Annotated in this window: 25 protein-coding genes; 4 read left to right on the top strand and 21 right to left on the bottom strand. The window is 69.2% G+C overall.

The features are described from left to right. Nucleotides 1–4: 4 nt before the first annotated feature. The 12 genes from hisH to AC1DSZ_RS16040 form a co-directional block, all read right to left on the bottom strand. Complete coding sequence (gene hisH, locus AC1DSZ_RS15985; RefSeq protein ID WP_476839333.1) at nucleotides 5–655, bottom strand: imidazole glycerol phosphate synthase subunit HisH; 651 nt, start codon at nucleotides 653–655, stop codon at nucleotides 5–7. Beyond that, entirely contained in the window at nucleotides 652–1,431 is a 780-nt protein-coding gene (gene hisF / locus AC1DSZ_RS15990) for an imidazole glycerol phosphate synthase subunit HisF (RefSeq protein ID WP_476839334.1), read from the bottom strand. The genes hisH and hisF overlap by 4 nt, the downstream gene beginning before the upstream one ends. Continuing rightward, on the bottom strand, nucleotides 1,428–2,927 hold the full coding sequence (locus tag AC1DSZ_RS15995; RefSeq protein ID WP_476839335.1) for a hypothetical protein: 1,500 nt from the start codon (nucleotides 2,925–2,927) through the stop codon (nucleotides 1,428–1,430). The genes hisF and AC1DSZ_RS15995 overlap by 4 nt, the downstream gene beginning before the upstream one ends. Next, nucleotides 2,917–4,236, bottom strand: a complete 1,320-nt coding sequence (locus AC1DSZ_RS16000; RefSeq protein WP_476839336.1) for an N-acetyl sugar amidotransferase — start codon at nucleotides 4,234–4,236, stop codon at nucleotides 2,917–2,919. Before AC1DSZ_RS16000 ends, AC1DSZ_RS15995 begins: the two co-directional genes overlap by 11 nt. 97 nt (nucleotides 4,237–4,333) lie before the next feature. Then, nucleotides 4,334–5,161, bottom strand: coding sequence for an SDR family oxidoreductase (locus tag AC1DSZ_RS16005; protein WP_476839337.1), 828 nt, complete (start codon nucleotides 5,159–5,161; stop codon nucleotides 4,334–4,336). Beyond that, nucleotides 5,158–5,868: an acylneuraminate cytidylyltransferase family protein gene (locus AC1DSZ_RS16010; RefSeq protein ID WP_476839338.1), complete on the bottom strand. Its 711-nt coding sequence runs from the start codon at nucleotides 5,866–5,868 to the stop codon at nucleotides 5,158–5,160. Before AC1DSZ_RS16010 ends, AC1DSZ_RS16005 begins: the two co-directional genes overlap by 4 nt. Next, nucleotides 5,865–6,782: a Gfo/Idh/MocA family protein gene (locus AC1DSZ_RS16015; RefSeq protein WP_476839339.1), complete on the bottom strand. Its 918-nt coding sequence runs from the start codon at nucleotides 6,780–6,782 to the stop codon at nucleotides 5,865–5,867. Before AC1DSZ_RS16015 ends, AC1DSZ_RS16010 begins: the two co-directional genes overlap by 4 nt. Then, nucleotides 6,779–7,855: a nucleotidyltransferase family protein gene (locus AC1DSZ_RS16020; RefSeq protein ID WP_476839340.1), complete on the bottom strand. Its 1,077-nt coding sequence runs from the start codon at nucleotides 7,853–7,855 to the stop codon at nucleotides 6,779–6,781. Before AC1DSZ_RS16020 ends, AC1DSZ_RS16015 begins: the two co-directional genes overlap by 4 nt. Further along, on the bottom strand, nucleotides 7,852–8,487 hold the full coding sequence (locus AC1DSZ_RS16025; RefSeq protein ID WP_476839341.1) for a NeuD/PglB/VioB family sugar acetyltransferase: 636 nt from the start codon (nucleotides 8,485–8,487) through the stop codon (nucleotides 7,852–7,854). Before AC1DSZ_RS16025 ends, AC1DSZ_RS16020 begins: the two co-directional genes overlap by 4 nt. A gap of 10 nt (nucleotides 8,488–8,497) precedes the next feature. Then, complete coding sequence (gene neuB, locus AC1DSZ_RS16030; protein ID WP_476839342.1) at nucleotides 8,498–9,568, bottom strand: N-acetylneuraminate synthase; 1,071 nt, start codon at nucleotides 9,566–9,568, stop codon at nucleotides 8,498–8,500. Next, on the bottom strand, nucleotides 9,565–10,704 hold the full coding sequence (gene neuC / locus AC1DSZ_RS16035; RefSeq protein WP_476839343.1) for a UDP-N-acetylglucosamine 2-epimerase: 1,140 nt from the start codon (nucleotides 10,702–10,704) through the stop codon (nucleotides 9,565–9,567). Before neuC ends, neuB begins: the two co-directional genes overlap by 4 nt. After that, nucleotides 10,705–11,877 (bottom strand): LegC family aminotransferase, encoded by a 1,173-nt coding sequence (locus AC1DSZ_RS16040; RefSeq protein WP_476839344.1) that lies wholly within the window; start codon nucleotides 11,875–11,877, stop codon nucleotides 10,705–10,707. Nucleotides 11,878–12,006: 129 nt separating this feature from the next. Here AC1DSZ_RS16040 and AC1DSZ_RS16045 point away from each other — a divergent pair, with 129 nt between their 5' ends. Both AC1DSZ_RS16045 and AC1DSZ_RS16050 read left to right on the top strand, forming a co-directional pair. Beyond that, complete coding sequence (locus tag AC1DSZ_RS16045) at nucleotides 12,007–13,014, top strand: GDP-mannose 4,6-dehydratase (protein ID WP_476839345.1); 1,008 nt, start codon at nucleotides 12,007–12,009, stop codon at nucleotides 13,012–13,014. A gap of 20 nt (nucleotides 13,015–13,034) precedes the next feature. Further along, complete coding sequence (locus AC1DSZ_RS16050) at nucleotides 13,035–14,045, top strand: NAD-dependent epimerase (protein ID WP_476839346.1); 1,011 nt, start codon at nucleotides 13,035–13,037, stop codon at nucleotides 14,043–14,045. A gap of 268 nt (nucleotides 14,046–14,313) precedes the next feature. On the opposite strand, the gene AC1DSZ_RS16055 is transcribed toward AC1DSZ_RS16050, so the two are convergent. From AC1DSZ_RS16055 to AC1DSZ_RS16080, 6 genes are all read right to left on the bottom strand, one after another. Further along, nucleotides 14,314–15,591, bottom strand: a complete 1,278-nt coding sequence (locus AC1DSZ_RS16055) for a nucleotide sugar dehydrogenase (RefSeq protein WP_476839347.1) — start codon at nucleotides 15,589–15,591, stop codon at nucleotides 14,314–14,316. A gap of 30 nt (nucleotides 15,592–15,621) precedes the next feature. Further along, nucleotides 15,622–16,899, bottom strand: a complete 1,278-nt coding sequence (locus AC1DSZ_RS16060; RefSeq protein WP_476839348.1) for an O-antigen ligase family protein — start codon at nucleotides 16,897–16,899, stop codon at nucleotides 15,622–15,624. 68 nt (nucleotides 16,900–16,967) lie between these two features. Beyond that, complete coding sequence (locus AC1DSZ_RS16065; protein WP_476839349.1) at nucleotides 16,968–18,059, bottom strand: hypothetical protein; 1,092 nt, start codon at nucleotides 18,057–18,059, stop codon at nucleotides 16,968–16,970. Between the two features lie 148 nt (nucleotides 18,060–18,207). Further along, the gene (locus AC1DSZ_RS16070; RefSeq protein ID WP_476839350.1) at nucleotides 18,208–18,576 is read right to left on the bottom strand and encodes a hypothetical protein; all 369 of its coding nucleotides are present in this window, start codon (nucleotides 18,574–18,576) and stop codon (nucleotides 18,208–18,210) included. Then, nucleotides 18,573–19,742 carry an acyltransferase family protein gene (locus tag AC1DSZ_RS16075; protein WP_476839351.1) on the bottom strand — a complete coding sequence of 390 codons (1,170 nt, stop codon included), beginning with the start codon at nucleotides 19,740–19,742 and terminating at the stop codon, nucleotides 18,573–18,575. Before AC1DSZ_RS16075 ends, AC1DSZ_RS16070 begins: the two co-directional genes overlap by 4 nt. Before the next feature lie 111 nt (nucleotides 19,743–19,853). Beyond that, nucleotides 19,854–20,189, bottom strand: a complete 336-nt coding sequence (locus AC1DSZ_RS16080) for a hypothetical protein (RefSeq protein WP_476839352.1) — start codon at nucleotides 20,187–20,189, stop codon at nucleotides 19,854–19,856. Between the two features lie 128 nt (nucleotides 20,190–20,317). On the opposite strand from AC1DSZ_RS16080, the gene AC1DSZ_RS16085 reads away from it, so the two are divergent. Continuing rightward, entirely contained in the window at nucleotides 20,318–20,455 is a 138-nt protein-coding gene (locus tag AC1DSZ_RS16085) for a hypothetical protein (protein ID WP_476839353.1), read from the top strand. A gap of 71 nt (nucleotides 20,456–20,526) precedes the next feature. Here AC1DSZ_RS16085 and AC1DSZ_RS16090 read toward each other — a convergent pair whose 3' ends face one another. Continuing rightward, nucleotides 20,527–21,123 (bottom strand): thermonuclease family protein, encoded by a 597-nt coding sequence (locus AC1DSZ_RS16090; RefSeq protein WP_476839354.1) that lies wholly within the window; start codon nucleotides 21,121–21,123, stop codon nucleotides 20,527–20,529. Between the two features lie 312 nt (nucleotides 21,124–21,435). On the opposite strand from AC1DSZ_RS16090, the gene AC1DSZ_RS16095 reads away from it, so the two are divergent. After that, nucleotides 21,436–21,768, top strand: a complete 333-nt coding sequence (locus AC1DSZ_RS16095; RefSeq protein WP_476839355.1) for a hypothetical protein — start codon at nucleotides 21,436–21,438, stop codon at nucleotides 21,766–21,768. Nucleotides 21,769–21,965: 197 nt separating this feature from the next. Here the strand turns inward: AC1DSZ_RS16095 and AC1DSZ_RS16100 are convergent, their stop codons facing one another. Both AC1DSZ_RS16100 and AC1DSZ_RS16105 read right to left on the bottom strand, forming a co-directional pair. Further along, nucleotides 21,966–22,694: a transglutaminase-like cysteine peptidase gene (locus AC1DSZ_RS16100; RefSeq protein WP_476839356.1), complete on the bottom strand. Its 729-nt coding sequence runs from the start codon at nucleotides 22,692–22,694 to the stop codon at nucleotides 21,966–21,968. A gap of 132 nt (nucleotides 22,695–22,826) precedes the next feature. Continuing rightward, nucleotides 22,827–23,024: a hypothetical protein gene (locus tag AC1DSZ_RS16105; RefSeq protein WP_476839357.1), complete on the bottom strand. Its 198-nt coding sequence runs from the start codon at nucleotides 23,022–23,024 to the stop codon at nucleotides 22,827–22,829. Nucleotide 23,025 lies beyond the last annotated feature (1 nt).

The raw sequence follows: 23,025 nt of genomic DNA on the forward strand, positions 1-23,025 counted from the left end.
TGCGTCACCGCACGAAATCCGCGATCAGCTGCAAGCCGGCCGGCCCGCTCTTCTCCGGATGGAACTGCGCGCCCGAGACGTTGTCCTTGCGCACCACGGCGGCGATACGCTGGCCGCCATGGTGGGCGTCCGCCAGCCGATGGCGCCAGTCGTCCGGCATGGCCGTAAATGAGTGGACGAAATACATCGGCGTGCCGACCGGCGTGGAACGCAGGATGGTGCCCTCCCACAGCGCAGGGTCGTTCGCCTCGCGCGGCGGCTCCAGCGCGGTCCAGCCGATATGCGGGATTTTCTGGGGAGCGCCCTCGAGCGTGACGTCCGGGATGCGGCTCACCCGGCCGGGGATGACGCCGAGCCCCGCATGGCCGCCGAACTCGTCGCCATGGTCGAACAGCATCTGCATGCCGACGCAGATGCCGAGCACCGGCCGGCCGGCCGCGATCACGTCCATGACGGCCTCGCGCAGCCCACTCGCCGTGAGCGCCCGCACGCAGTCGCCGAAAGCTCCGACGCCCGGCACCACGACGCGGTCCGCCTTGCGCAACTGGTCCGGATCGCGAACCAGCGCGACCTCCGCGCCCACATGGTGGAACGCCCGGCTGGCGCTCATCAGATTGCCGATGCCGTAGTCGGCGATCGCCACGGTCGCGCTCATGCGGCGTTCTCCGCCCATTCGACGCTGCGCACCGGAATGCCCGCGCCGCGCAGGCCGGCCCGGATCTGCGGCAGCGGCATGCGGTCATAATGGAGGATGTCCGCCATCGCGATGGCGTCGGCCCGGCCCTCGCGCACAGCCGCGGCGGCGTGCTCCACCGATCCCATGCCGCCCGAGGCGATCACCGGCACGGTGGCGACGGCCGAGATCGCGGCCAGCAACGGCAGGTCGAAGCCCTTGCGGGTTCCCTCCTGGTCCACGGAGGTGACCAGGATCTCTCCGACGCCAAGGGTGAGAGCGCGCTGCGCCCATTCCACGGCGTCGAGGCCGGTGCGCTCGCGGCCGTTATCCGTGTAGGCCTCCCAGCGACCGCCGTCGCGCTTGGCCTCGATGGAGAGCACAACGCATTGCGTGCCGAACACCCGCGCCATCTCGGAGATCAGCTCGGGCCTGCGCACCGCTGCCGTGTTGACCGCAACCTTGTCGGCCCCGGCGCCCAGGGCCGCGCGGGCGTCCTCCACGGAGCGGATGCCGCCCCCGACCGTGATCGGCACGAACACGTCGCGGGTGGTGCGCTCCACGATGTCGAGCAGGCTGTTGCGCTCGTAGAGGCTCGCGACGACGTCCATGTAGAGGATCTCGTCCGCGCCGGCCTCGTAGTAGCGCTTGGCGCGCACATTGGGGTCGCCGATCTTGCGCAGCCCTTCCAGGTGCACGCCCTTGATCAGGTTGGGCGCCTTCACGTCGAGGCGCGGGATCAGCCGGATGGTGCTCATGCGGGCGTTGTTGCAACAGCCGGGCCGGTTGTCCACCCGCCCGGGATGTCGGCGGTCGCATCGCGGCCGAACACCACCGCCTTTATGCGATCCATGCTGCGCCCGTCGAGGAGGTCCGGCGTCTCGCCGTCGGTCTGCGCGGCCGCGATCCAGGCGGCGCGCTTCGCGGGATCGGCGAAGTCCTGCAGGAGGGCCGCGTAGCCGGCGCCGTCATACGCGACCCGCACGCCGGGCCGGCGGTCGAAGAGCGAGTCGCGAAACTGCAGCGTGTCGTACACGGCCGTGGGCACGCCCAGCGCCGCCGCCCAGCCGATCGTGGAGGAATAGCCGGCGGCCGTGAACAGGTCGCATGCGCCGAGCCAGGTTTCGAGCCTGTCCGGCACAATCCGCAGCCTCGGGTCCACCGCATCGAGCCAAGCGTAGCGGGCAGGGTCCATCTTGGGATGGAGCGAGGCGAACACCACGCCGCTCAGGGAAAGCAGCGCCTTCGCGACCTCCCGCATCAGCCGGTCGGACGCGGCGGCGGGCAGGAGATCGTGCTCGAAATGCTGGTGCACGGACCAGCCAACGATCGTTCCTTCGGCGCCGGCCAGTCCGAACCGCTCCAGCAGGGCGGCGCGGATCGCGCTGCGGCGCGCGTGCCCGGCCGCGAGGCCGTCTAGCTCCAGCGAGCCGACCATCCTGACGCGTTCGGCGGGCAGGCCCTCGGCCACGAACTGCCGGGCGATGTCGCGCCCCGGCGCGAGCACCACGTCGCCCCACATGCCGCCCAGCACCCACGGGTCGCCGCGCAGGACGCCGGCCTGCGCCAGCGCGGGCGTGTAGATCCGTGGATTGAAGAAGGCCAGCGGCTCGCCGCCCGGACCCTCGATCACGTGCGCCGGATGGCGGGACCGCAGGTCCGAGCCCGCGGGCACGCGAAAGCGCGCGTCGCGCATCCGCCAGTCGATCAGGCTCTGGCGAAAAGCCGGCAGCGCGGCCGGGATCACCACGATGGGCACGCCGGATTCACGCGCGCATCGCAGCAGCATGAGCCGGGCCCGCAGATCGCGGTCGGAGCCCGTCACGATGGCGGCGGGGCGCAGCCGCATCAGCACGGCCCGGCACCAGGGCTCGAGCCGGCGCAGGGCTCGCCCGGCGCTCAGGTGCCGCCAGACGGCATCCGCCTTGGTTGCGAGCTTCTCGGCCATCCGCCCTGCGCGCGGGATGCGCCTGCCGATCGCTGTGAACCGGGCGGCCAGCCACGGCGAAACGCCCTCCGCGAGCCCGGGGTCGAGCACATGCATGCCGGGTTTGCCGGCGATGCGCCCGCCGTACAGAGCCGCGTCGAGCGGCGAGGCGAACAGCACGTGCACGTCCGCGGTTTCGGCCAGCCGCTCCCCATAGGGCAGCAGCGCGTTCACCTCGGTGACGTTGCCGAGCGCCAGGATGACGCGCGGGCGCGAACCGGGCTCTGGCCCGGCCGAACCGGGCGCGGGCCCAGCGTCAGGGGGCATCCTGCCAGACCGCGCTGCGCAGGCGCCACGCGCCGTTCTCGTGCGTCCACAGATGCGGCGGCCGGAAAGTGTCGGCCAGCCGGTCGAAATAGGCGCGGTCCAGGATCGGCTGCTCGAACATCTTCGACGCGACCGGGAACTCGCTCTCCGGGATGGACAGGTAGCGGAAGATCTCCTCGGCGAAGCGCTCCGGGAATTCGCCGTCGAAGCGGCGCACCAGCGCCACGCCCTCGTCGCGCTCGATGTCGGCCGAGCGGATCTCCTGCGCGGCGTCGTAGGTGGCGCGGCCGATGCCGAACTTGATGAAGGTCGTGTAGTAGTGGAAGTCGTCGATGCGGTCGTCGATGGAGTTGTACTTGGAGTAGGTGCCCGGCGTGCGCTCCGGCGAGGCCTGGAAGCCGCCATGCTCCACGGCGTAGTAGTAGGCCGACTGCGGATGCCACTTCACATAGTAGCCGAGGTAATGCACCTCGGTGCCCGTGCTGGCGAGCTTGGCCGGGTCGGCCGGCAGATAGGGCTCGAAATCAGCCGGGCGCAGGCCGAAGTCGTTCTTCAGCTCGGTGAGCGACGTGCCGCCCAGGAAAATCTCGTCCTCTGACTGGGCCGTGAAATAGTCCCACGAACGCTTCGCGTCGCCGGTGTCCTGCTTCGGGTTGCCGTATTCGGCTTCGTTCTCGCCATAGAACACCAGCGGGATGCCGGTCATGATCGACATCTTCGCGGCGAGCTGTTTCTGGCCGAGAATGAAGGGCTGGAACGGGTGGAACAGCCGCTCCACGGCGAGGCGGGTCAGCAGCCGGTGTACGCGGCCATTGGGCGTGTGGAGGTAGTTGTCGAAGCCGGCGTGGATCCAGGCCTGGAAGTTCTTCCAGCCCCAATCCGTGTAGACATGCGGCGCCCACGTCACCGTGAGCGGGTTCATGTTGTATTTGTACTTCAGCAGATGGGCCGCGTAGAACGAGTCTTTGCCGCCCGAGCCCGGCACCACGCAGTCGTAATGGCCGGTGCGGCTGCGGTGCTTGTCCAGCAGGGCGAGCAGATTGCGCTCGCGCTCCTCCCAATCGATGTTCGCCTTTTCCTCGGCGACCCGGCAGGCGTCGCAGACGCCCTCGTGGTCGAAGTGGATCGTCGCCTTCTTGCTCGCCGCCGTGTGCTTGAACTCCACGGCGGAGTTCGGCCGCTGGTTGGAGATCACGCAGCGCTTGCAGAAGCTGACTTCCCGCGGCAGCCCGTAGCGGGTCTCGGGCGCGTTGTTCCCCGGAGCGAAGGGCAGCAGCTCGACGGGATGGGGCTTGTGCAGGAGGGTCATGCGCTGAGAGGCCTCGCGAGGGGCGCGGCGGCGGCGCGGGGCGCGGCTTACCGGCGGTCGGGCGCGATCCGGCGACGGTCGCGGACGGAGCTGCGGGTTACCATGCGGACAGCCCACCGTCCACGAACAAGTTCTGCCCGGTCACGTAGCTGGACGCGTTCGAAGCCAGATACACAACCGCGCCCGTCATCTCATGCGCCAGCGCCATGCGGCCCATGGGAACGCGCGCGCCGTACTGGCGCGAGAAACGCTCGTTCTGGCCGCTCTCGACGCCGCCGGGCGTGAGCGTGTTCACCCGCACGCCGGCCTTGCCCCAATAGGCCGCCAGATAACGCGTCAGGCCGATCACGCCGGCCTTGGAGGCCGAATAGATCGGCGGCGTGTTGATGGGCCGGCCGAGATATTCGGAGCCCTCGTAGATGCGCTGGTCGGGCCCCATCGCGCCGTAGATTGACGCGGTCTGGATGATCGACCCGCGTCCCCGCTGCGCCATGCGCGAGCCCACCGCTTGCGCGACCAGGAACATGCCGTCCAGGTTCACCGCCATGATGGCGCGCCAGGTTTCCAGATCGAACGTTTCCAGCGGCTCGAAGAAGGCGTCCAGCGACGCGCCCTTGCCGGCCGCGTTGTTGTGCAGCACGTCAATCGGCCCGAGCTCGCGCTCCACCCGGTCCGCCATCTCGACCACCGAAGCCTTGTCGCTGACGTCCACGCCGACCCCGAGCGACTGGACGCCGTAGGTCGCCGCCAGCTCGGCCGCGACGGCCTGCGCCTTGGTCTCGTCGAGGTCCGCCACCGCGACCGCTGCGCCGTGGTCGGCCAGCGCCGCCACGATCTCCTGGCCGATGATGCCGGCGCCGCCGGTCACCACCGCGACCTTGCCGGAGAGGTCGAACAATCCCCGGTATCCGCCCTTCGCCCTCATTCCGGCCGCTCCGCGGTGCGTCGTTCCATCAGCATCGTGACGATGTCCATGTCGAGCGGGCTGTCGATGTCGATCGAACGCTCCTCGGGCATCTCGTAGAGCCCCGTGTCGGGGTAGAACACCCGCGGGTCATCGACGATCGCGGATCGCCGCCACACATAGATCGACGCGTTCATGTCGAAGCAGCGCGGCGCGTCCTGCCGGCGCACCACCGCGTTCGGCAGCGGCTTGGACAAGTGCGCGTTGCCGGCCCCGTCCACCTCCACGAGATTGAAATAGGGCGAGCGCCGGGCCGGCGCGGCCGTGATCACGCAGGAGCGGCCGCCCGCCTCCAGCAGCGCCACCGCGCCCGCGATGTCGGCGGGCTCGCGCAGGGGCGAGGTGGCGTCGAGGTCCACCAGCACGTCGGCCTGCCAGCCGAGCTCCGCCTCGGCGGCAAGCAGGGCATGGCGGATCACCGGCGCTTTTGGGGCGGTGTCGGTCGCCATCTCGGCCGGCCTGCGGATCAGCACCTGCGCTCCGGCTGCCTCGGACGCTTGCAGGATGTCCTCCGAGTCGCTCGAAACCGCGATCGCGCCGAACAGGCCGGTCTGGGCCGCCTGCCAGATCGACCAGGCGATCAGCGGCCGCCCGGCGATCACCCGCAGGTTCTTGCCCGGCACGCCCTTGGAGCCGCCCCGCGCGCAGATGGTGCAGATGCGCTTCATGCCGAGATCCACACCCTGTCGTCCGCGGCGCGCTCGATCGCCGCGATCGTGTCCACCACCGCCAGTCCCTCGGCCGCGGTGCAAAGCGGGGAGGGGGCGTCGCCCAGCATGGCCCGGTGCATCGCCCGATAGGTCGCGTCCCGCTCCGCCGTGACGCTCTCGGCTTGATCGTTTTGCGTGAAGGTCCCGGCGATGAAATCCGCCGTGAGCGACCCTTCCACGGTCTCGACCACGATGCTCCTTCGCGCAGGGCGGTGCCAGTAGTCCACCCCGACGGTCGCGATCGCCCCGGACGCGAGGCGCATCAGGATGCCCCAGGCGTCGTCGGTCTCGATGGCGAGAGGGCCGATCCGGCCGCCGGCGGCGGTCAGCTCCGCCCAAGGGCCAAACAGGTGGGCTGCCAAGTCAAGTTCATGCGACAGGTCCCGCAGCACGCCGCCGCCCTGGGCGACGCTCGCCGATGACGTCGCGCGGTAGTCCGCGCCGGGCCGCCAGTCCGGCAGGTACTGCCCGCAATGGATGGAGACGGCGAGCACGCGTCGCCCGACCAGCGTCTCGCGAAGCCGGGCGACGAGGGGATGAAAGCGCAGGTTGTAGCCGACGCCGAGGCGCTTGAAGCCGTGAGGCGGCAGCGGCGTGGGTTGGGCGAGCAACGGTTTCTCGACCAGAACGCGTCCCGCGAAGCCCAGCCCGGCCAGCGTCGCCAAGGCCCCGAGATGATCGGCCGTGGGGCTCGCAACGACCACATAGTCCGGCGAAAACCGTTCCAGCCCACCCTCGATCGTCGCGACGGAGCCCTCCACCGCCCCGCTGCGGCTCACGATGCCCACGTCGAGCCCGTCCTCGCGCAGCACCCGCGCGTGCCGGGCGCCGATGGAGCCGTAGCCCACCACCATTGCGCGTCCGGCGTTCACGAGGCGTCGTCCCCCGCCGCGCGCTCCACCGCGTCGGTGCGCGCCTGGGCGAGATCCTCGTGGCGGCCCACATCGAGCCAGTATTCGCGCAGGGGAAACACGCTCGCCTCGCGCCCCTCGGCCATGAGGTCCGCGAAGAGATCCGTCATGTCGTAGAAGCGATCCCGCGGCACACGCGCCAGCGCGTCGGGCGAAAGGACGTAGATGCCGGCGTTCACGAAGAACGAGTGGACGGGCTTTTCCTGCAGCGTCTTCAGCCGATGCTGGTCCGTCTCGACCACGCCGAACGGCACCTGGATGGAGTACTCGCGCACGCACATGGTGGCGTCCGCGCCGTGCTCCTCGTGGAAGCGCAGCAGTTGGCGAAAGTCGACACTGGTCATGATGTCGCCGTTCATCACGATCACGGGCCCGGGCGGCGCCTCGCGCAGCAGCGACAGCGCCCCGGCCGTGCCCTTGCGCTCCGTCTCGTGCAGATATTCCACCTGCACGCCGAACTGCTCGCCGTCGCCGAAGTGGCGCATGATGTCCTCGGCCCGGTAGTTCACCGAGAAGAAGAAGCGCCGGAAGCCCTGCGCGGCGAAGCTTTCCACGATGGTTTGGATGATCGGCTTGCCGCCCACCGGCAGCATCGGCTTGGGCAGCGTCTCCGTATAGGGCCGCAGCCGCGTGCCCATGCCGCCCGCCATCAGGACGATCCAGGTGTCGTCGCCCGGCGCCAGCAGCAGGTCGCCGAAGAGCTCCAGCCCGACCACGCGGCCGAAGGCGTCCACCAGCGGCGCCTGCTCGACCCCCCAGGCCCGCATCTTGCCGATGATTGCGTCACGCGACGCGGTCGGGTCCACCCAGCGCGGCTTGGCGTTCATCACGGCCGTGACGGGTTCGTCCAGCTTCACGCCGCGCAACAGGCCGCGGCGCACGTCGCCATCCGTGACGGTGCCGACCAGGCGGTCGTCGGGCGTGGTGACGAGCGCAATGCCGCCGGGGCCCGAATCGATGATCCGGATGGCGTCCAGGATCTGGCTCTCGGGCGTCACCCGGGCGTCGTGCCACTTGATCGGGCGGCGGATCATGGCTGGCGCTCCCGCGCCGGAACGCCCTGCATGCGGCAGCCCGCGCGAACGTCGCGGATCACGACGGCGCCGGCCGCCAGCACCGCGCCCGCGCCGACGCGCACGCCTTGGCACACCACCGCGCCCGGCCCGACATGGGCGTCATCGCCGATTGTCACGTCGCCACAGAGCGTTGCGCCCGGCGCCACATGCACGAAGGCGCCGACGCGCGCGTGATGGTCGACGCTGCAGGCGGTGTTGAGGATCGCGGCCTCGCCGATTTGCACGCCGGTCTGCACCGCGGCGCGCATCATCACCACGGCCCCGTCGCCCAGCGTCACGCCGGAGCCCAGTGCAGCCGTAGGGTGAACGAGGGCCGGGAAGCTGAATCCCCGCATGCGGAAACGCTCCCAAACGATTCGGCGGACTCGCGAATCGCCGATGGATCCGACGCCTAGCGCGAGCGCGACGGCGTCCGCCGACACGCCGTCCAGCGCGTCGTCGCCGCCCAGCAGCGGCGCCATTGCCGAGGCCGGGCCATCCTCCGGCGCCACGCAGCCGCGCACCTCGCGGCCGAGCGCACGCAGCAAGTCGATCACCACGGCCGCGTGGCCGCCCGCGCCGAGCACGATCACCGGGAGAGGTGCGGTCACCGGGCGGCCCTCATCGGATCGCATCGTCTTCGTCAAAGGCGGCGGTCGCCTCGGTCCCGACCAGATCCCAAAGGTCGAAGGGCGACCGGCCATCCCCGGGGCGCTTGGTCGTGATCGCGTCTAGCGTCAGCCGCTCACCCTTGGCGATCGGCCGCGCCGCCACGATGGATTTTCGCGCGACCGGGATGTTCGGAACCTCGGACGGGCGGGGCGCCTTCAGGCCATCGCCGAGCGAGGCCGAGATCTCGCGCACGCCGTCCACCAGCAGCTTCAGCTCACCGGGTTCCAGCGACGCGGCGTGGTCCGGGCCAGGACGCGTCCGGTCCAGTGTGAAATGCTTCTCGATCGCCACGGCCCCGAGCGCCGCGGCGGCGAGCGAAACATTGATGCCGAGGCAGTGGTCCGAATAGCCGACCGGCAGCCCGAAGGCCGCCCGCAGCGTCGCCATGGCGGCGAGGTTGGCGTCGGCGGCGGGCGCCGGATACTGCGTCGTGCATTGCAGCAGCGTGACGTTGCGGCGAAGCGCCTCCCAGGCGGCGGCGTCCGACAACGCCCGCGCGAACGCGGCCCGGTTCGGCTCGCGGCCGAGATAGCCCACCGCCAGGGCGGCCAGCGCCATTTCGACCTCGCCCAGCGTCGCCATGCCGGTGGACAGGATCACGGGACGGCCGGTGCGTCCGACGGCTACGAGCAGCGGCGCATTGGTGACCTCGCCTGAGCCGAGCTTCAGCTGCGGCAGGCGCAGGTCGTCGGCCAGAAAGGCGAGGCTCTCCAAATCGAACGGCGTCGACAGAAAGCCGATGCCGCGCTCGGACGCGTGCTTCACCAGGCGGCGGTGCGCGTCGTGGCTCAGCTCCAGCCGGCGCAGCATGTCTCGCTGGCTCTCGCCCGCGCCGGTCGCTTCCTTCTGGTAGGCGGCCTTCTCGGCCTTGCGGCTGGCGAGCTTGTCGGCCGAGAAGGTCTGGAATTTCACCACGTCCGCGCCCGCATCCGCGGCGGCGTCAACGAGCGCAACGGCGGCGTCGAAATCGCCGTCATGGTTCACGCCGGCCTCGGCGATGATCAGCGTCTTGCGGCTCATGGCGCGTCTCCGGCCGATTTGCGCAGCAGGTCCCGCGGCCGCTCGATCGCGGCGATCACGGCGGCGATGCGAGCGGAGGAATGTCCGTCGCCATACGGGTTGAATGCCCCGCTCGCGTCCATGGCGAGCGCCTGCGCGATGGCGGCCGCGATGGCGTCGCGGGTGGGCGCGCAATGGATCACCGAAGAGGCCCGCAACCGGCCCTTCTGCCGGTCGCCGATGTCCACCGTCGGCGTGCCGAAGCTCGGGACCTCGTAAAGCCCGCTGGACGAATTGCCCACCACGACGTCGGCGGCCGCCACGGCCGAAAAATACAGCCGCGAGCCCAGCGAGCCCCGATGGACGGCGTTGGCCCGCCCGGCGCAGAACGTCGCGATGTCCCCGTCCAGCGTCGCGCCTTCCGGGTCGGCGTTGACGCCCGTGAACACGAGGCCGAACTCCGGGCCGAGCGCGCCCAGCGCCTCCAGCAGCGCGGCGAGTTCAGCTCGTGACGCGTCGGACAGCGTCACCGGATGGAAGGTCGCGACCACCAGCTTGCGCGCCGGCTCCAGCCCCAGCGCCGCGAAGGTCTCCTCCCGGGAGAGCAGGGGCGTCGTCCTGATGCGGTCGATCCCGGGGCTTCCGACCGCGTGCACGCGGCCGGCGGGCTCGCCCATGGCCCGCACCCGCGCGGCGGCGTCCTCGGTGGTGGTGAAATGCAGGCTCGCCATCTTGGTGATGGCGTGCCGGATGGCGTCGTCCATGGCGCCTTCGGTGACGTCGCCGCCCGCGATATGCGCGACCGGGATGCGCATGACAAGCGCGGCCGAGACGGCGGCCAGGATCTCGTAGCGGTCCCCGAGCACCAGCAGCAGGTCGGGCCCGAGCCGCCCGAAGCTTCCGGCCAGCCCAATCTGCAACAGCCCCATCGCCTTCGCGGCGGCCGCGCCCGTGTCGGCGGCGAGCAGGATGTCGATCGTGTCGGCAGGCTCGAAGCCGTCCTGCCGGATCGCCTCCAGCGTGTTGGCGGGGCCGAGATGCTGCCCCGTGGCGATCACCGACACGCGCAGGCCCCGATCGGCCAGCGCCCGCGCGGGGCCGGCCAGCAACCCCCAGTCGGCGCGACTCCCGGTCACGATGGCGACGTGCGACGCCATCTAGCGCAGCCCGTGCTTGGCCGAGGAGGGGATGTTGATCAGCCGCCGGCCGATGCTCTCGGCGACCGACAGGTCGTCGCGCGGGCAATCGCGGTACATGGAGAGCTTGTGCATCACGGTCCAGACCGGCCGCGTCATCAGCCCGGCATCGTTGGTGGCCTGAAGCACGCGGTCGCGCTCGCTTTCGTCGTCGGCGTCCAACAGCACGGCGTTGAGCCAGTAGTTCGACCGCGCGAAGTCCGGCTCACGGAAGAACCGCAGCCCGCGAACCCCCTCCAGCGCCTGCGCATAGCGCTCGGCCAGGTCGCGCTTGGCCGTCAGGAAGCCGGGCAGCTGTTCTAGCTGCGCCACGCCCAGCGCGGCGTTCAGGTTCGGCAAGCGGTAGTTGTAGCCGATCTCGTCATGGTCGAACGCCCACCGGTGCGGGACCTTGGCGGTCGTCGTCAGGTGCTTGGCGCGGGCTCCGAGCGCGGGATCCTGCGTCAGCACCGCCCCGCCGCCGCCCGTGGTGACGATCTTGTTGCCGTTGAAGCTGAGTGTGCCGATGGGGGCCAGCGATCCCGAGGGCCGCCCCTTGTAGAGGGTGCCCAGCGACTCGGTGGCGTCCTCGATCACCGGCAACCCGAACTGGTCGGCGACCGCGTTCAGCCAGTCCATGTCCACCGGGTGGCCGAAGGTGTGCATCGGCACGATGGCGCGGATCACCCGGCCGGTCTCGCGGTTCACCAGCGCGCCGCCCCGCCGGGTTCCGATGCGCTCCAGATGGCGGCCGAGCTTGGCCGGATCCATGCCGAGCGTCGTGATCTCGGAATCGACGAGGTGCGGAACCGCCGAGCAATACGCGACGGCATTTACGGTGGCGATGAAGGTGAGGGTGGGGACGATGATCTCGTCATCGGGCCGCACGCCGGCCAGCAGCAGCGCCATGTGCAGCGCCGCGGTGCCGTTCACCACCGCGACCGCGCGGCCGGCCCCGCAGGTTTCGGCCAGCCTGGCCTCGAAGCCATCCACATACTGGCCCACGGACGACACCCAGCCGGTGTCGATGCAGTCCTTCACCAGCTCCCACTCGCGGCCGGCGAAGCGCGGCTCATGCAACGGGATCAGCGCATCGGCGGGGCCGAGCACGCCCTTGAGGGCGTCGATGAAGCGGGAGTTGTCGACCGAGGTCATCATGCCTTCCAGGTGGCATTCGACCTGCGAGGTACCGCGCCGCTTGCGGCCGTGTCAATGAGCGCACCCCAAGGTTGATCCACCTTCCCATCTCGGCTACTGCGGGCCTGCAACCGAAAGGAGCCTCAGGTGCGGTACCAGGGTCGGCGCGTGGTCGTGACGGGCGCGGATGGGTTCATCGGGTCCCATGTCGTCGAGGCGCTCGTGGCCGACGGCGCGGATGTCACCGCATTGGCGCTCTACAACGCCTTCGACAGCCATGGCTGGCTGGACGACCTGGCCCCGGATGTACGCGCCAAGGTCAAGCTCGTGCGCGGCGACGTGCGCGACGCCGGCTTCGTGATGCGGCTTCTGGCCGGGCAGGAAGTCTGTTTCCATCTCGCGGCACTGATCGCCATCCCGTATTCCTACGACGCGCCGCAGTCCTACGTGGCCACCAACGTGCAGGGCACCCTCAACGTGCTGGAGGCCGCCCGCGCGCATGGCCTCGCCCGCGTGGTGCACACCTCCACGAGCGAGGTCTACGGCACGGCCCAGACCGAGCCGATGGACGAGAGCCATCCCCTCCAGGGCCAGTCGCCCTATTCGGCTTCCAAGATCGGCGCCGACATGATGGCCGAGGCCTATGCGCGCTCGTTTGAGCTGCCCGTCGTGACGCTGCGGCCCTTCAACACCTTCGGTCCCCGCCAGAGCGAGCGCGCCGTGATCGCCTCCACGATCCGGCAGATCCTGGATCCCGCCTGCGAGGCAATCCGCCTGGGCGACCTGTCGCCGCGCCGGGATTTCACCTTCGTGACCGACACCGCCGAGGCGTTCCTGGCGACCGGGCTCGCCGAGGGGCTGCACTACGGCTCCGCCTATAATGGCGGGACGGGGAGGGCCGTCACCATCGGCCAGCTCGTGGAGACGCTGCAGCGCGTCACCGGCTCCAACAAGCCGATCCAGAGCGAGGCCGCCCGCATGCGCCCGGCCGGCTCCGAGGTGCGGGCCTTGCTGGCCGATCACGGCCGTCTCACCGCCGCGACCGGCTGGGAGCCGCGCCTGAGCCTCGAGGAAGGCCTCGCCCGCACGGTCGCGTGGTGGCGCGCGCGCCTGTCGGCCGGCCGCGCCCGCGCGGCGACCGACTACGTCGTCTGAAGCCACAACGGAGAACGCCGATGAAGGTCCTCGTCACCGGCTCGGCCGGGTTCATCGGCTTCCACCTTGCGCGGCGTCTCATGGCGGCCGGCCACACGGTGGTGGGCGTTGACGGCATGACGGCCTATTACGACGTGCGCCTCAAGGAGCGGCGCGTCGCGCTCTTGAACCAGAGCCCAGATTTCCAGCAGCATGTCGTGATGCTGGAGGACATGGAGGGTCTCGCGAAGGTCGTGCGCGACGCCGGCCCGGACGCCATCTTCCACCTCGCCGCGCAGGCCGGCGTCCGCTACAGCCTCGAAAATCCGCGCGCCTATGTGGACGCGAACCTCGTCGGAACCTTCAACGTGCTGGAGCTCGCCCGCGAGCTCGCCGTGAAGCACCTGCTGATGGCGTCCACCAGCTCGGTCTACGGCGCCAACACCACGATGCCGTTCACCGAGGACCAGCGCGCCGACATGCCGATGACGCTCTACGCCGCCACCAAACGGGCGACCGAGCACATGGCGCACAGCTACGCGCATTTGTGGGGCATCCCCACCACGATGCTGCGCTTCTTCACCGTGTATGGTCCCTGGGGCCGGCCCGACATGGCGCTGTTCAAGTTCGCCAAGGCGATACTGGATGGCGAGCCCATCGACATCTACGGCCAGGGCGCGATGCGCCGCGATTTCACCTATGTCACCGACCTCGTGGAAGCCATGGCGCGCCTGCTGGACGTCGTGCCGTCCACCGCGGCGGACGAGGACGAGGCACGGCTCACCGGCGCGTCGCTCGCCGCCCCCTTCCGCGTCGTCAACATCGCGGGCGGCCAGCCAGTGGAACTGATGGACTACATCGCCTGCCTGGAACGGCATCTCGGCCGCACGGCGCAGCGCAACTACATGCCCATGCAGCCCGGCGACGTTCCGGCCACCTACGCCAACGCCGACCTGCTGGAGCGCCTGACTGGCTACCGCCCATCCACCACCGTGGACGATGGCGTAAAGGCCTTCGTTGACTGGTACGTCAACGAGTGGCGCGTCGGGTGACGCTCGACTCTCTCCGTCATCCCCGGCGGCGCGCAGCGCCGGGAAGGGGATCCAGAGGTGAGCGCCCATGGCCTCTGGATTCCCTTCCCGACCTGCTGCGCAGGTCGCCGGGGATAACGGCGGAGGGTCGGCGGGATGTTGTTGACACCCTCCCGTCATTGCGAGCGCCAGCGAGCAATCCAGCCTGACCACCGGGCCTTCAGGCTGGATTGCTTCGCCTCCGGCTCGCAATGACGGCAAGGAGAACCGGGGCAGCGCGCCCTAAGCTCTAGAGGCGGAACAGCTCCAGCCCCTCCGGCTTCGCATCGCGTGGCAGCGCGCCGCGGACGTCGATCACCGTGGTGGCGCCGGGCTTCAGAAGCGATCCAACGAGCGACCAGCCGTCGCGGACGAACTCCGCATGCGGCACAGCCAGGATCACGGCGTCGGCCGGCGCAAGCTGGTCCAGCGGCGTCAATGACAGGCCGTACTCATGCTCGGCGTCGCGGGGGTCGGCGAGCGGGTCGTGAACCGCGACCGCGACGCCGAAATTCTTCAGCTCCGCGATGATGTCGACCACCTTGGAGTTGCGGGTGTCCGGCACGTTCTCCTTGAAGGTCAGGCCCAGCACCGTGACCGTCGGGTTGGCCTTGCCGGCCGCCAGCATCATGCGGATGCACTCGCGCGCCACGCGCTGGCCGACGCCGTCATTGATGCGGCGTCCCGCGAGGATCACCTCGGGATGGCATCCGGCGCGCTCGGCCCGGTAGGTGAGGTAGTAGGGATCCACGCCGATGCAGTGGCCACCGACGAGGCCGGGGCTGAAAGGCAGGAAGTTCCACTTGGTGCGCGCCGCCGTCAGCACGTCCCCGGTGTCTATGCCGAGCTGCTGGAAGATCACCGACAACTCGTTCATGAACGCGATGTTGAGGTCGCGCTGGGTGTTCTCGATCACCTTGGCGGCCTCCGCCACCTTGATGGACGGCGCCTTGTGGACCCCGGCCTTCACGACGGACCCATACACCGCCGCGATGATGTCGAGGCTCTCGTCGTCCTGCCCGGACACCACCTTGGTGATCGTCTCGAAGCGATGCTCCTTGTCCCCCGGGTTGATCCGCTCGGGCGAATAACCGACCCGGAAATCCGGCCCGCAGCGCAGGCCCGAAACGCGCTCCAGCACGGGCACGCAGTCTTCCTCGGTCGCGCCGGGATAGACCGTGGATTCGTATACGACGATGCCGCCCTGTCTGAGCGCTCGGCCGACCGTTTCTGACGCCTTGAGGACGGCCCCGAGATCCGGCCGACGCGCATCGTCGATCGGGGTCGGCACGGTCACGATGAAGAAATCAGCGTCCGCAAGATCGGCAGCATCGGCTGTGAGCCGCAGGCCGCGCAGATCGGCGGCTTCGACCTCGCGCGTGCGGTCATGCCCGGCCGAGAGCTCCGCGATCCGCTTGCGGTCGATGTCGAAGCCGATCACCTGGGCTCCCGCCCGCGCGAACGACGCCGCGACCGGCAGGCCCACGTAACCGAGGCCTATAACGGCGATCCTGCGATCATGCTCCACGGCGGCGCCTTTCTGCTTGGGAGCCGTGCCTTATCGCTCCGGGACCGTCGCCGCAAGCGTGTCCGCGCCGCCGGCCGGGTGTTCTGGTTGCAGCCGGGGGAACAGCAGGGTGGTTGCCGCGACCGCCGCGATCCACCAGCCCTGCCAGGCGCCGTGGCTTTCCATCGCGATCGCCAGCACGGCCACCGCGCAGGCGGCCCGCTCCGGCAGCAATGCGTTGGGCAGGCGCGCCAGCCGCAGACCGACCAGCCCGAGCAGCACGATGCCGATCAGCGCGCCCGGAAGCCCGAGCTCCGTCCAGGCCTGCAGCAACGCATCGTGGGGATGGCCGACCGCCACCATCGCGCGGTGCCGCTCCGGAACTTCGAGCGCGACCGGATCCTTGTCGAGCTTCGGCGACGATCCAAAGCCCGTCCCGGTCGCGAGCCTGCGCATCGCCACTTCGCCGAAGGTGATCCAGATATCGACTCGCTCCCGAGCATGCGCGGAGCTCAGCGCCGACATGCCGCTTTCAGGAATCGCGCGCGACAGCGCCAGCCCGAACACCGGCTGCACCGCCATCGCGAGCACCAGCACGGGGGCGGCGAGCGCCTTGACAAGCCGCGGCGCAGCGAGCGCGCACACGAATGCGGCGGCGCCGACCAACACCGACAGCTTGGAGGTGCCGCTGGTCGATACGATGGCCCCGGCGGCTACCACGGCGAAGATCGCCAACGCCAACCCGTTGCGCCCCCGCGCGCGCAGCGCCGCCGCCAGCGGCCAGAACAGCAACGTGGCGGTCACGATCGGGCGGTTCATCACATAGTCTTCGAGCCGGCCGCCCCAGAGGCGTCGGATGGGAAAATCAAAGTGGATCTCCACCGCGACCCCCAGCGTCACCAGCGCAAGAGAGACGGCCAGCGCCGGCGTCGCCCAGCCGGGCAGGCGGCTTGGCAGCGCAGCGGCGAGCAGGGTTCCGGCCGCCAGCGGCGCGATCAGTTCGCCATAGGCCGCCAAGGAGGACCGCCGATCGACGCTCCAGAGGATCGAAACGAGCGCCCAAACCAGAAACGCCGATCCAGCCCAGGCTTCCGGCGTGCGCAGCATGGATCCCAGCGAGCCGAGGAGCGAGGGCGCGCCCGAGCGGGCCAGCGCGGCTGCAAGCGCCAGCGCCGCCGCAATTCCGAGCACGAGCGGCGACGACCTGTTCGCGAAAATCATCAGAACCGGCAACACAACCACGAGGCAGGCCGTCGCGAGATCGGCCAGCATCGACCCGGGCGCGCCGGTAGAGGCTTGTTCGGCCGTGCGGGGGAAGGAGGCAACCATGCGTCAGGGCTCCGAGCAGTCCCGCCTTATGGAGCTTGATCGCAGCCTGCGCAATTCGCGTTCATGCCTCATGAAGCGGAGCGGCCGCTCCATGTCGGCACTTTGTAGAAGCCGTCCGGATCGTCGCGGCCCGTAGCCCACGCGTCGGCGAGGCCCTGCTCGATTCGACGCGCGATCGGCAGCCGATAATGCAGGTGGTCCCAGAAGTTGGAATCGTCCCGGGTGATCGGGTTCGACAACCGAAAGTCGACCATCGTCGCGCCTCTCATGCCCGCAATCGCGGCGACCCGCGCCTTGCACTCCTCCAACCGTGCGCCCTCGCGGCTCGCCGTAGGGTAAATTCCGGCCGCATGGGCCGGCGGGAAAACCACGAGGCGGATAGCGCCGGCGGGCGTTCGCGCCAGCAGGTCGTCCAGCCATGCGAGAGCCGGAAACCGCATCACGGCGCGGTCGACGTCCGGGGCCGGAGGCGCATTCGCGGGTGCGTCGCGACTAAATCCGGTGTCGTCGTAGATGTGAACGCGCGCCCGCCCGAGATCATAGGCGCGCTCGTCGGGCGTGAAGACCTCGTAGCCGTTCAGCGGCAGGCGGGGCGCCATGAGGCCGAGGCGGTGGAGAGCCAGCCGCCACGCGATCTCGATTGAGCGCAAGTTGAACAGGTGGCGCCAGTCGTTCCAGGGGTTCGCGTCGTAGAAGCTGTCGGGGAATCCCCGCGACGTTATCCGCTTTTCGGCGCTGTCGGCATCCTCGGCGCACCAGAGCGGGTCGATCCCGAAAATCGCGATCCGCGCTTCGGCCGTCTCGCGCAGAAACAGGGCGGCGATCTGCGCCTGCTCCCAAGCGGTCGCCGAGTTCATGGCGAAGTTGGCCGTGCGCGCGCCGAATGCCGCATCGAGCTGTTTGGGATCCAGCAACCTGACCGTGGAGGTGCCGAATACGGCCCCATCAAACAGGTGCGTGCGGATCACTTGCGGGTACATGTAGCGCTGGTTGAGATCCATCAGCGCCGGTTCGCCGCTGCGTCTCAGCGGCGTGGCCCCGTAGGGGTCGAACGCCGCGAGCGCGCCGCCGAGCACGACCCCGATCAGCGCCAGCGCGGCGAAGAATCCCGCCAGCAGCTTTCGCCAGGGATGCGCCGGTCTCGATGCGCTGCTCGTCATTGTCCCTGCCGCGAAGCTCGTTGGCGAACGCGACCAGCAGCCGTCTCGACAACAAAAAAGCGTCCGACCTGAGGAGGTCGGACGCTCTAGTGGGGCAGATCGGCAGCCGGATCAAGCGCTCGCGCTCGATCCGGAGCGAGATCGTAATTTAGCGGCAGATCACCCGGCCGGACGATGCGCGCTGGCACTGGCGGCCATTCCGGTAAACGATCGGATTCTCGCTGCGGCCATAGCCGTAACCACGGCCGTATTCACGTCCGTAACCCCGGCCATAGCCGCGGTCATAACCACGCCCGTAGCCGTAGCCGCCGCCGGCCGGCCGGCACACCACCGCGCCGGACGAAGCCCGCTGGCACTGGCGACCGTTGCGATAAACGATGGGATTCTCCTGGACGGTCTGCACGAGACCATCCTCGGCGCCCGCAAGCGGCGCAACCGGGAACGGCGCGGCCTGCGCCGAAGAGGCTCCGAGCCAGGCTGCGGCGGCGGCGATGACGATTGCTGCGGTCTTTTTCAAGTTTCTACTCCCTCACGTGAACATATCTGATTGTCGAACGACGACGTTTGAAAGGCCGGGCGGTTCCACTTCGGCCTTGAGCTTGTCGGCTGAAACAATTGTGGGGGCTGCCGATTCGTCCGCCCGAGCCGCTTACGCAGGGTGCGCAGGCCACGCGCGACGGCCCGGTGGTGACGTTCCACCGTCCACCACAGCCCGATCGCAAGCAGGTTCGCGGCTGCCAAGCCCGTCCAGAACGGGAAGTACCTGAATGCGAGATGGGTCAGGTACAGCGAGTACGAGAACGCGGCCAGACCCCGCCCGGAGCGGGCGAGCCACGCGGGCGGCTGCAGCCGTTCCACAGCCAGCAGGAACGAGAACAGGCTCGCGCCGATCAGCACGTTGAGCTGGAAATCGTAGAATTGGCCCTCGACAGCATCCCAGCGCAACACGGCCAGCGCCGTGAAGGACGCCGCCAATGCGGCCCAGACAGGCGCGTTGCGCGGCATGCGGCTCCACAGCGACGCCGCCAGCGCGCCGAGCATCCACGTCAAGGCCAGGCGGCCGCTCACCGTCTGGTGGTGCCAGACGACCAAGGCGGGCAGGAACAGCGGAATAAAGGGCCAAAGGCTTTGCCGACGGCGCAGCATCAGCGCGCCGAGCCCCACATAGAACCACCACTCCACGGCGATGGACCACAGGGTCCGCCCGGGGCCGACCCGGTCAAAGGTCGGAAACCACTCCCAGCGCTCGTGCAGGGGGAAATCCTGCAGCATGAAGAGATTGGCCAGAACCGTGACGAGGTCGGTCGGGCCGTCCTTGGCGAAGGACACGCCCGCAAGCCACAGGAAGGCGAGGGCAGGCACGTAGGGTGTGAAGACCCTCGCGGCTCGGTCGATCAGGAAGTCGCCATAGTCATAGTCGCTCGGCTTGGACGCCACGCTGGCGGCGATCAGGAAGCCGGACATCACGAAGAACAGGATGACGCCGAGATCCTGCATCGTGAACGGGGAGGCGACGCCGTTCAGCGAGAGGAAGTGCCCAATCAGGACGAGTTGCGCCGCGATGCCGCGCGTCCAGTCGAGCGTCACGGTTTGCGCCGGCGACAGCGCCTTGCGTGTCGAGCCTGCTGCGATGATTCCGGGTTGCCCGGTCCGCTCTGCGGCGTTGGCCGGATAGGCGCTCATGCAGGACGCCTCCCGGTTGCGCGTGGGCCCGCGACTTGGCGTGCATCCACGTGGACTTCGATGAACGAGACGACTCCGCCGGCGGGCCGGCGGAGTCGGGGTAGGACGAATTTAGCGGCAGATGACCCGGCCGGACGAAGCCTGCTGGCAGCGTCGACCGTTCTGGTACCAGACGGGATTTTCCGAGTAGCCGCGACGATAACCGTAGCCACCCCCGTACCCGCCGCCGTATCCGCCGCCATACCCGCCACCCCAGCCGTAGCCGTAGCGCTCACGACGTAGTGGCCGGCAGATAACGCGTCCGGACGACGCCTGCTGGCATTGCTGTCCGTTGCGGTAGAAAATGGGCGTGTCAGGTTCGTCATCATAGTAATACTGCGCCTGAGCCGAAGCCGCTCCAGCCACAAGGGCGAGAGAGGCGAACGCCACCGTTGCAAACATCCTCATGGGTCTTCTCCTGGTCCGTTTGAATGCCTAGCCACGTCGACGGTTCCGCAGCTCCGGTTCCTGATCCGCCAAGCTCAGGCTGGGTGTAGCCTAGGGCGAGCGGACGGCGAATTCACGGGCGAAATATGATGAAGGTTTTCATTCGTCGCCCTATTGATCAACTGGACGCCGGAATTCGACCGCTTTCTGATGGCGATCTGCCGTCCAGCGGCAAGGCTCAGACAATCCGCCGCACCGGCGGAGCCTTGAGCATTGCAGGGCTATAACGTGTTGGCCCGCCTGAATGTTCCCCGAACGAGGCCGGACGCCTCGCGCCGCTTTCGCTGGACGAGGATCCTCAGCTCTTCGGCTTCGCCCCACGCGCGGGCCGTCCTTCGAGGACGACCGTCCATCCGCCGGACCACAGTCCCGCGGCCGCCGCTTTGGCGGCCTGTGTCTCGCGCTCGTATTTGGGCTCTGCGCCGGCCGCCGGGCGCGCCCACCCATTGGCGACCATGATCCGCGCGAGGTCGCCGTCGCGCCCTTTGCAACGGGCGCGAATGCGTCGTTTCTCAAGCCGCTCGAGGACTTCGCAACTGAGCGTTTGATCGCGCAGCTGGTTCGCGAGCGCCGCGCGGGCGCGAAGCCCGCAGGCCCAGCGCAACTTGGCGCTATCCGCGCAGACGGCTTCGGCCCCCGGCCCCGTCACTTCGTCGAGGACGATCTCGCCGTTCGGCTTGGAGGAGAACGACACCGAGTCCATCGGGTCGAACGGCCCTTCCACGCTAACCACCGCGAGAACCGCCGGCGGGGGAACCTTGGGAGCTGGCGCGGGCGCCGGAGGCGGGGCCGCAATCTCGACCGGCGGCGGTGGAGGGGCGGGAGGTTGGGACAGGCGGTCGCCCATGGTGGCGACCAATCCGATCGCGGCGGCCAGCAAGACGCCGGCGATCAATGCAACGCGCGCCAGAACGCCGGCGTCGCCCCAGATCGGCCTGTTCACGCGCGTCTCCCGCAGGCGGCAATCGCGAATCGCAAGGCGTGCCTCAACCTTTGAGAGCCGAGATGTAAAGCACAGCTTGGCGAACGGAAATGCTCGCCGAGCCTTTTGGCAACGCTCCTTTCACCACGCCGCCACGGCGACTGGCGCATCTGCCTGAGTTGCTCAAATTGAATCAATCCTTCTCAGAACCGTTGAACCGCCGCCGCGCTACCGGTTTGGGCGAAGGCGGCCCCGGCGTCGCAGCATTGACCTTAGGAGGGTGAGATGGCGGCGATGTGGGCGATCCTGGCGGTTCTGGGCGGCGGGATCGGGTTTGCGGCTGGCCTGAACTTCGGCGTCGCCGCCGCATTCGTCTCCGCTTTCGTCGGCGCCTGGACGCTGACGGGCGCCGGCGTCGCGGCCCTGCTGCTGCGCGGCTCGCGTCCGGGCGATGACGCGGATGTGAGCGCCGATGACGCCGAGGACGTGGTGGAAATCGACCTGAACGCCATGACCGACCAGATGGTGGCCGCCCTGCGAGGCGCGCTCGACGCGGCCGAGCGGCGCGACGGCGCCGTGGTTCGCATGGGCGACGACGCACGGAGCGCCTGCGCCTGAACGGTCGCCCGTAGGGTTCAGCAAAGCCGCGTTTGCGGCTCAGCAGCGACGAATGACTTTAGCCGCCGGCGCACCGCTGGCGGCTTTTTCGTTTGGGCAGGCGCCTGCAGTCGGCCTCTGGTGGCGGGCCAAGCGAAAAGCCCGCCGTGGGAGCGGCGGGCTGAACATCGGAGAAGCAAATCGGGGGAGGGGCCGTCTCAGCCGTCCACGCCGCCGCGCAGCGTCCATCTCTCGGCGGCGAGTGGGTTGAGATCCGCCGAGGCGCTGGCCACCGGCTTTTCCGCGCCGCGCCGAACCGGCAGAGCGGTCCGGGCGATCGTCGGGCGCGCTGCTCGGCTGGGCTCGAGTGACACCCAGTAGCGCGGTTGCGCCGCGGATTGGCGCTTGACCCATTTGTAGCCCGAGAGGTTCCAGGCGACGACGCGCCCGCGCAGATTGTCGAGCACGAAGTCGCCGCGGTCGGTGCGGACGGTGAGAACCAGATGATTTTCGCCCGACCCTGTCACCACCGCGGCGAGCGACAAGGCGTTGGCCGGGAACCCGCGCGCGATCAGCGCCGAACGTTTCTGCACCGCGTAGTCGTTGCAGTTGCCGTAACGCGTATCCAGCGACCACTTGAAGCCGTCCTTGCCGGCGTTCGGCGCGATGCGGGCGTTCACGGCCGCATTCACGGCGGCCATCTCGCTCCAGCGCGCGGGCGTGAGGGCGATCTCGCTCTCGCCGGCGGGCCGGCACTGGTCCGCATGGGCGTTGCAGAACTGAACGAATGCGAGGGGCGCGAGCGTCAGTTCGCCGTCGCCCAGAGCGGTCGCCTGCGGCAGGCTGCGGGCCTGGTCGCCCGGCGATGGAGTGGGGCTCGCATGCGCGACGCCGTTGCTGAAGCCAATCACGGCCGTCAACGCGGCCGCGCGGAGAACGCGGGACATCATGATCTCCCTGATCAGATGTCCCAACATTAAAGATGAAGGATTGCAGGGCGGCGCCAGATCAGCGTCGAATACTGAGGATCGTCTCAGTCAGTCTTTAACCAACTTGCGACGGTCCAGGACCGACGGCGTTCACGCCACCGGCCGACGGCGGGCTGAAAGGAGCTTGTAGGCCACGAAGATGAGGCCGAGCACGGCAGCGCCGACCAGAATGGCGGATGTGATGTTCGGCTCTACGATGAGGCCTGGCGTCTCATAGCCGAGCACGGCCGCACAAAGCAGCACGACCGCGGTGGCGCGATGGATGGGGTGCCGGAAAAAACGCAACATC

The organism is Alsobacter sp. P4_H11 (genome assembly GCF_056400925.1).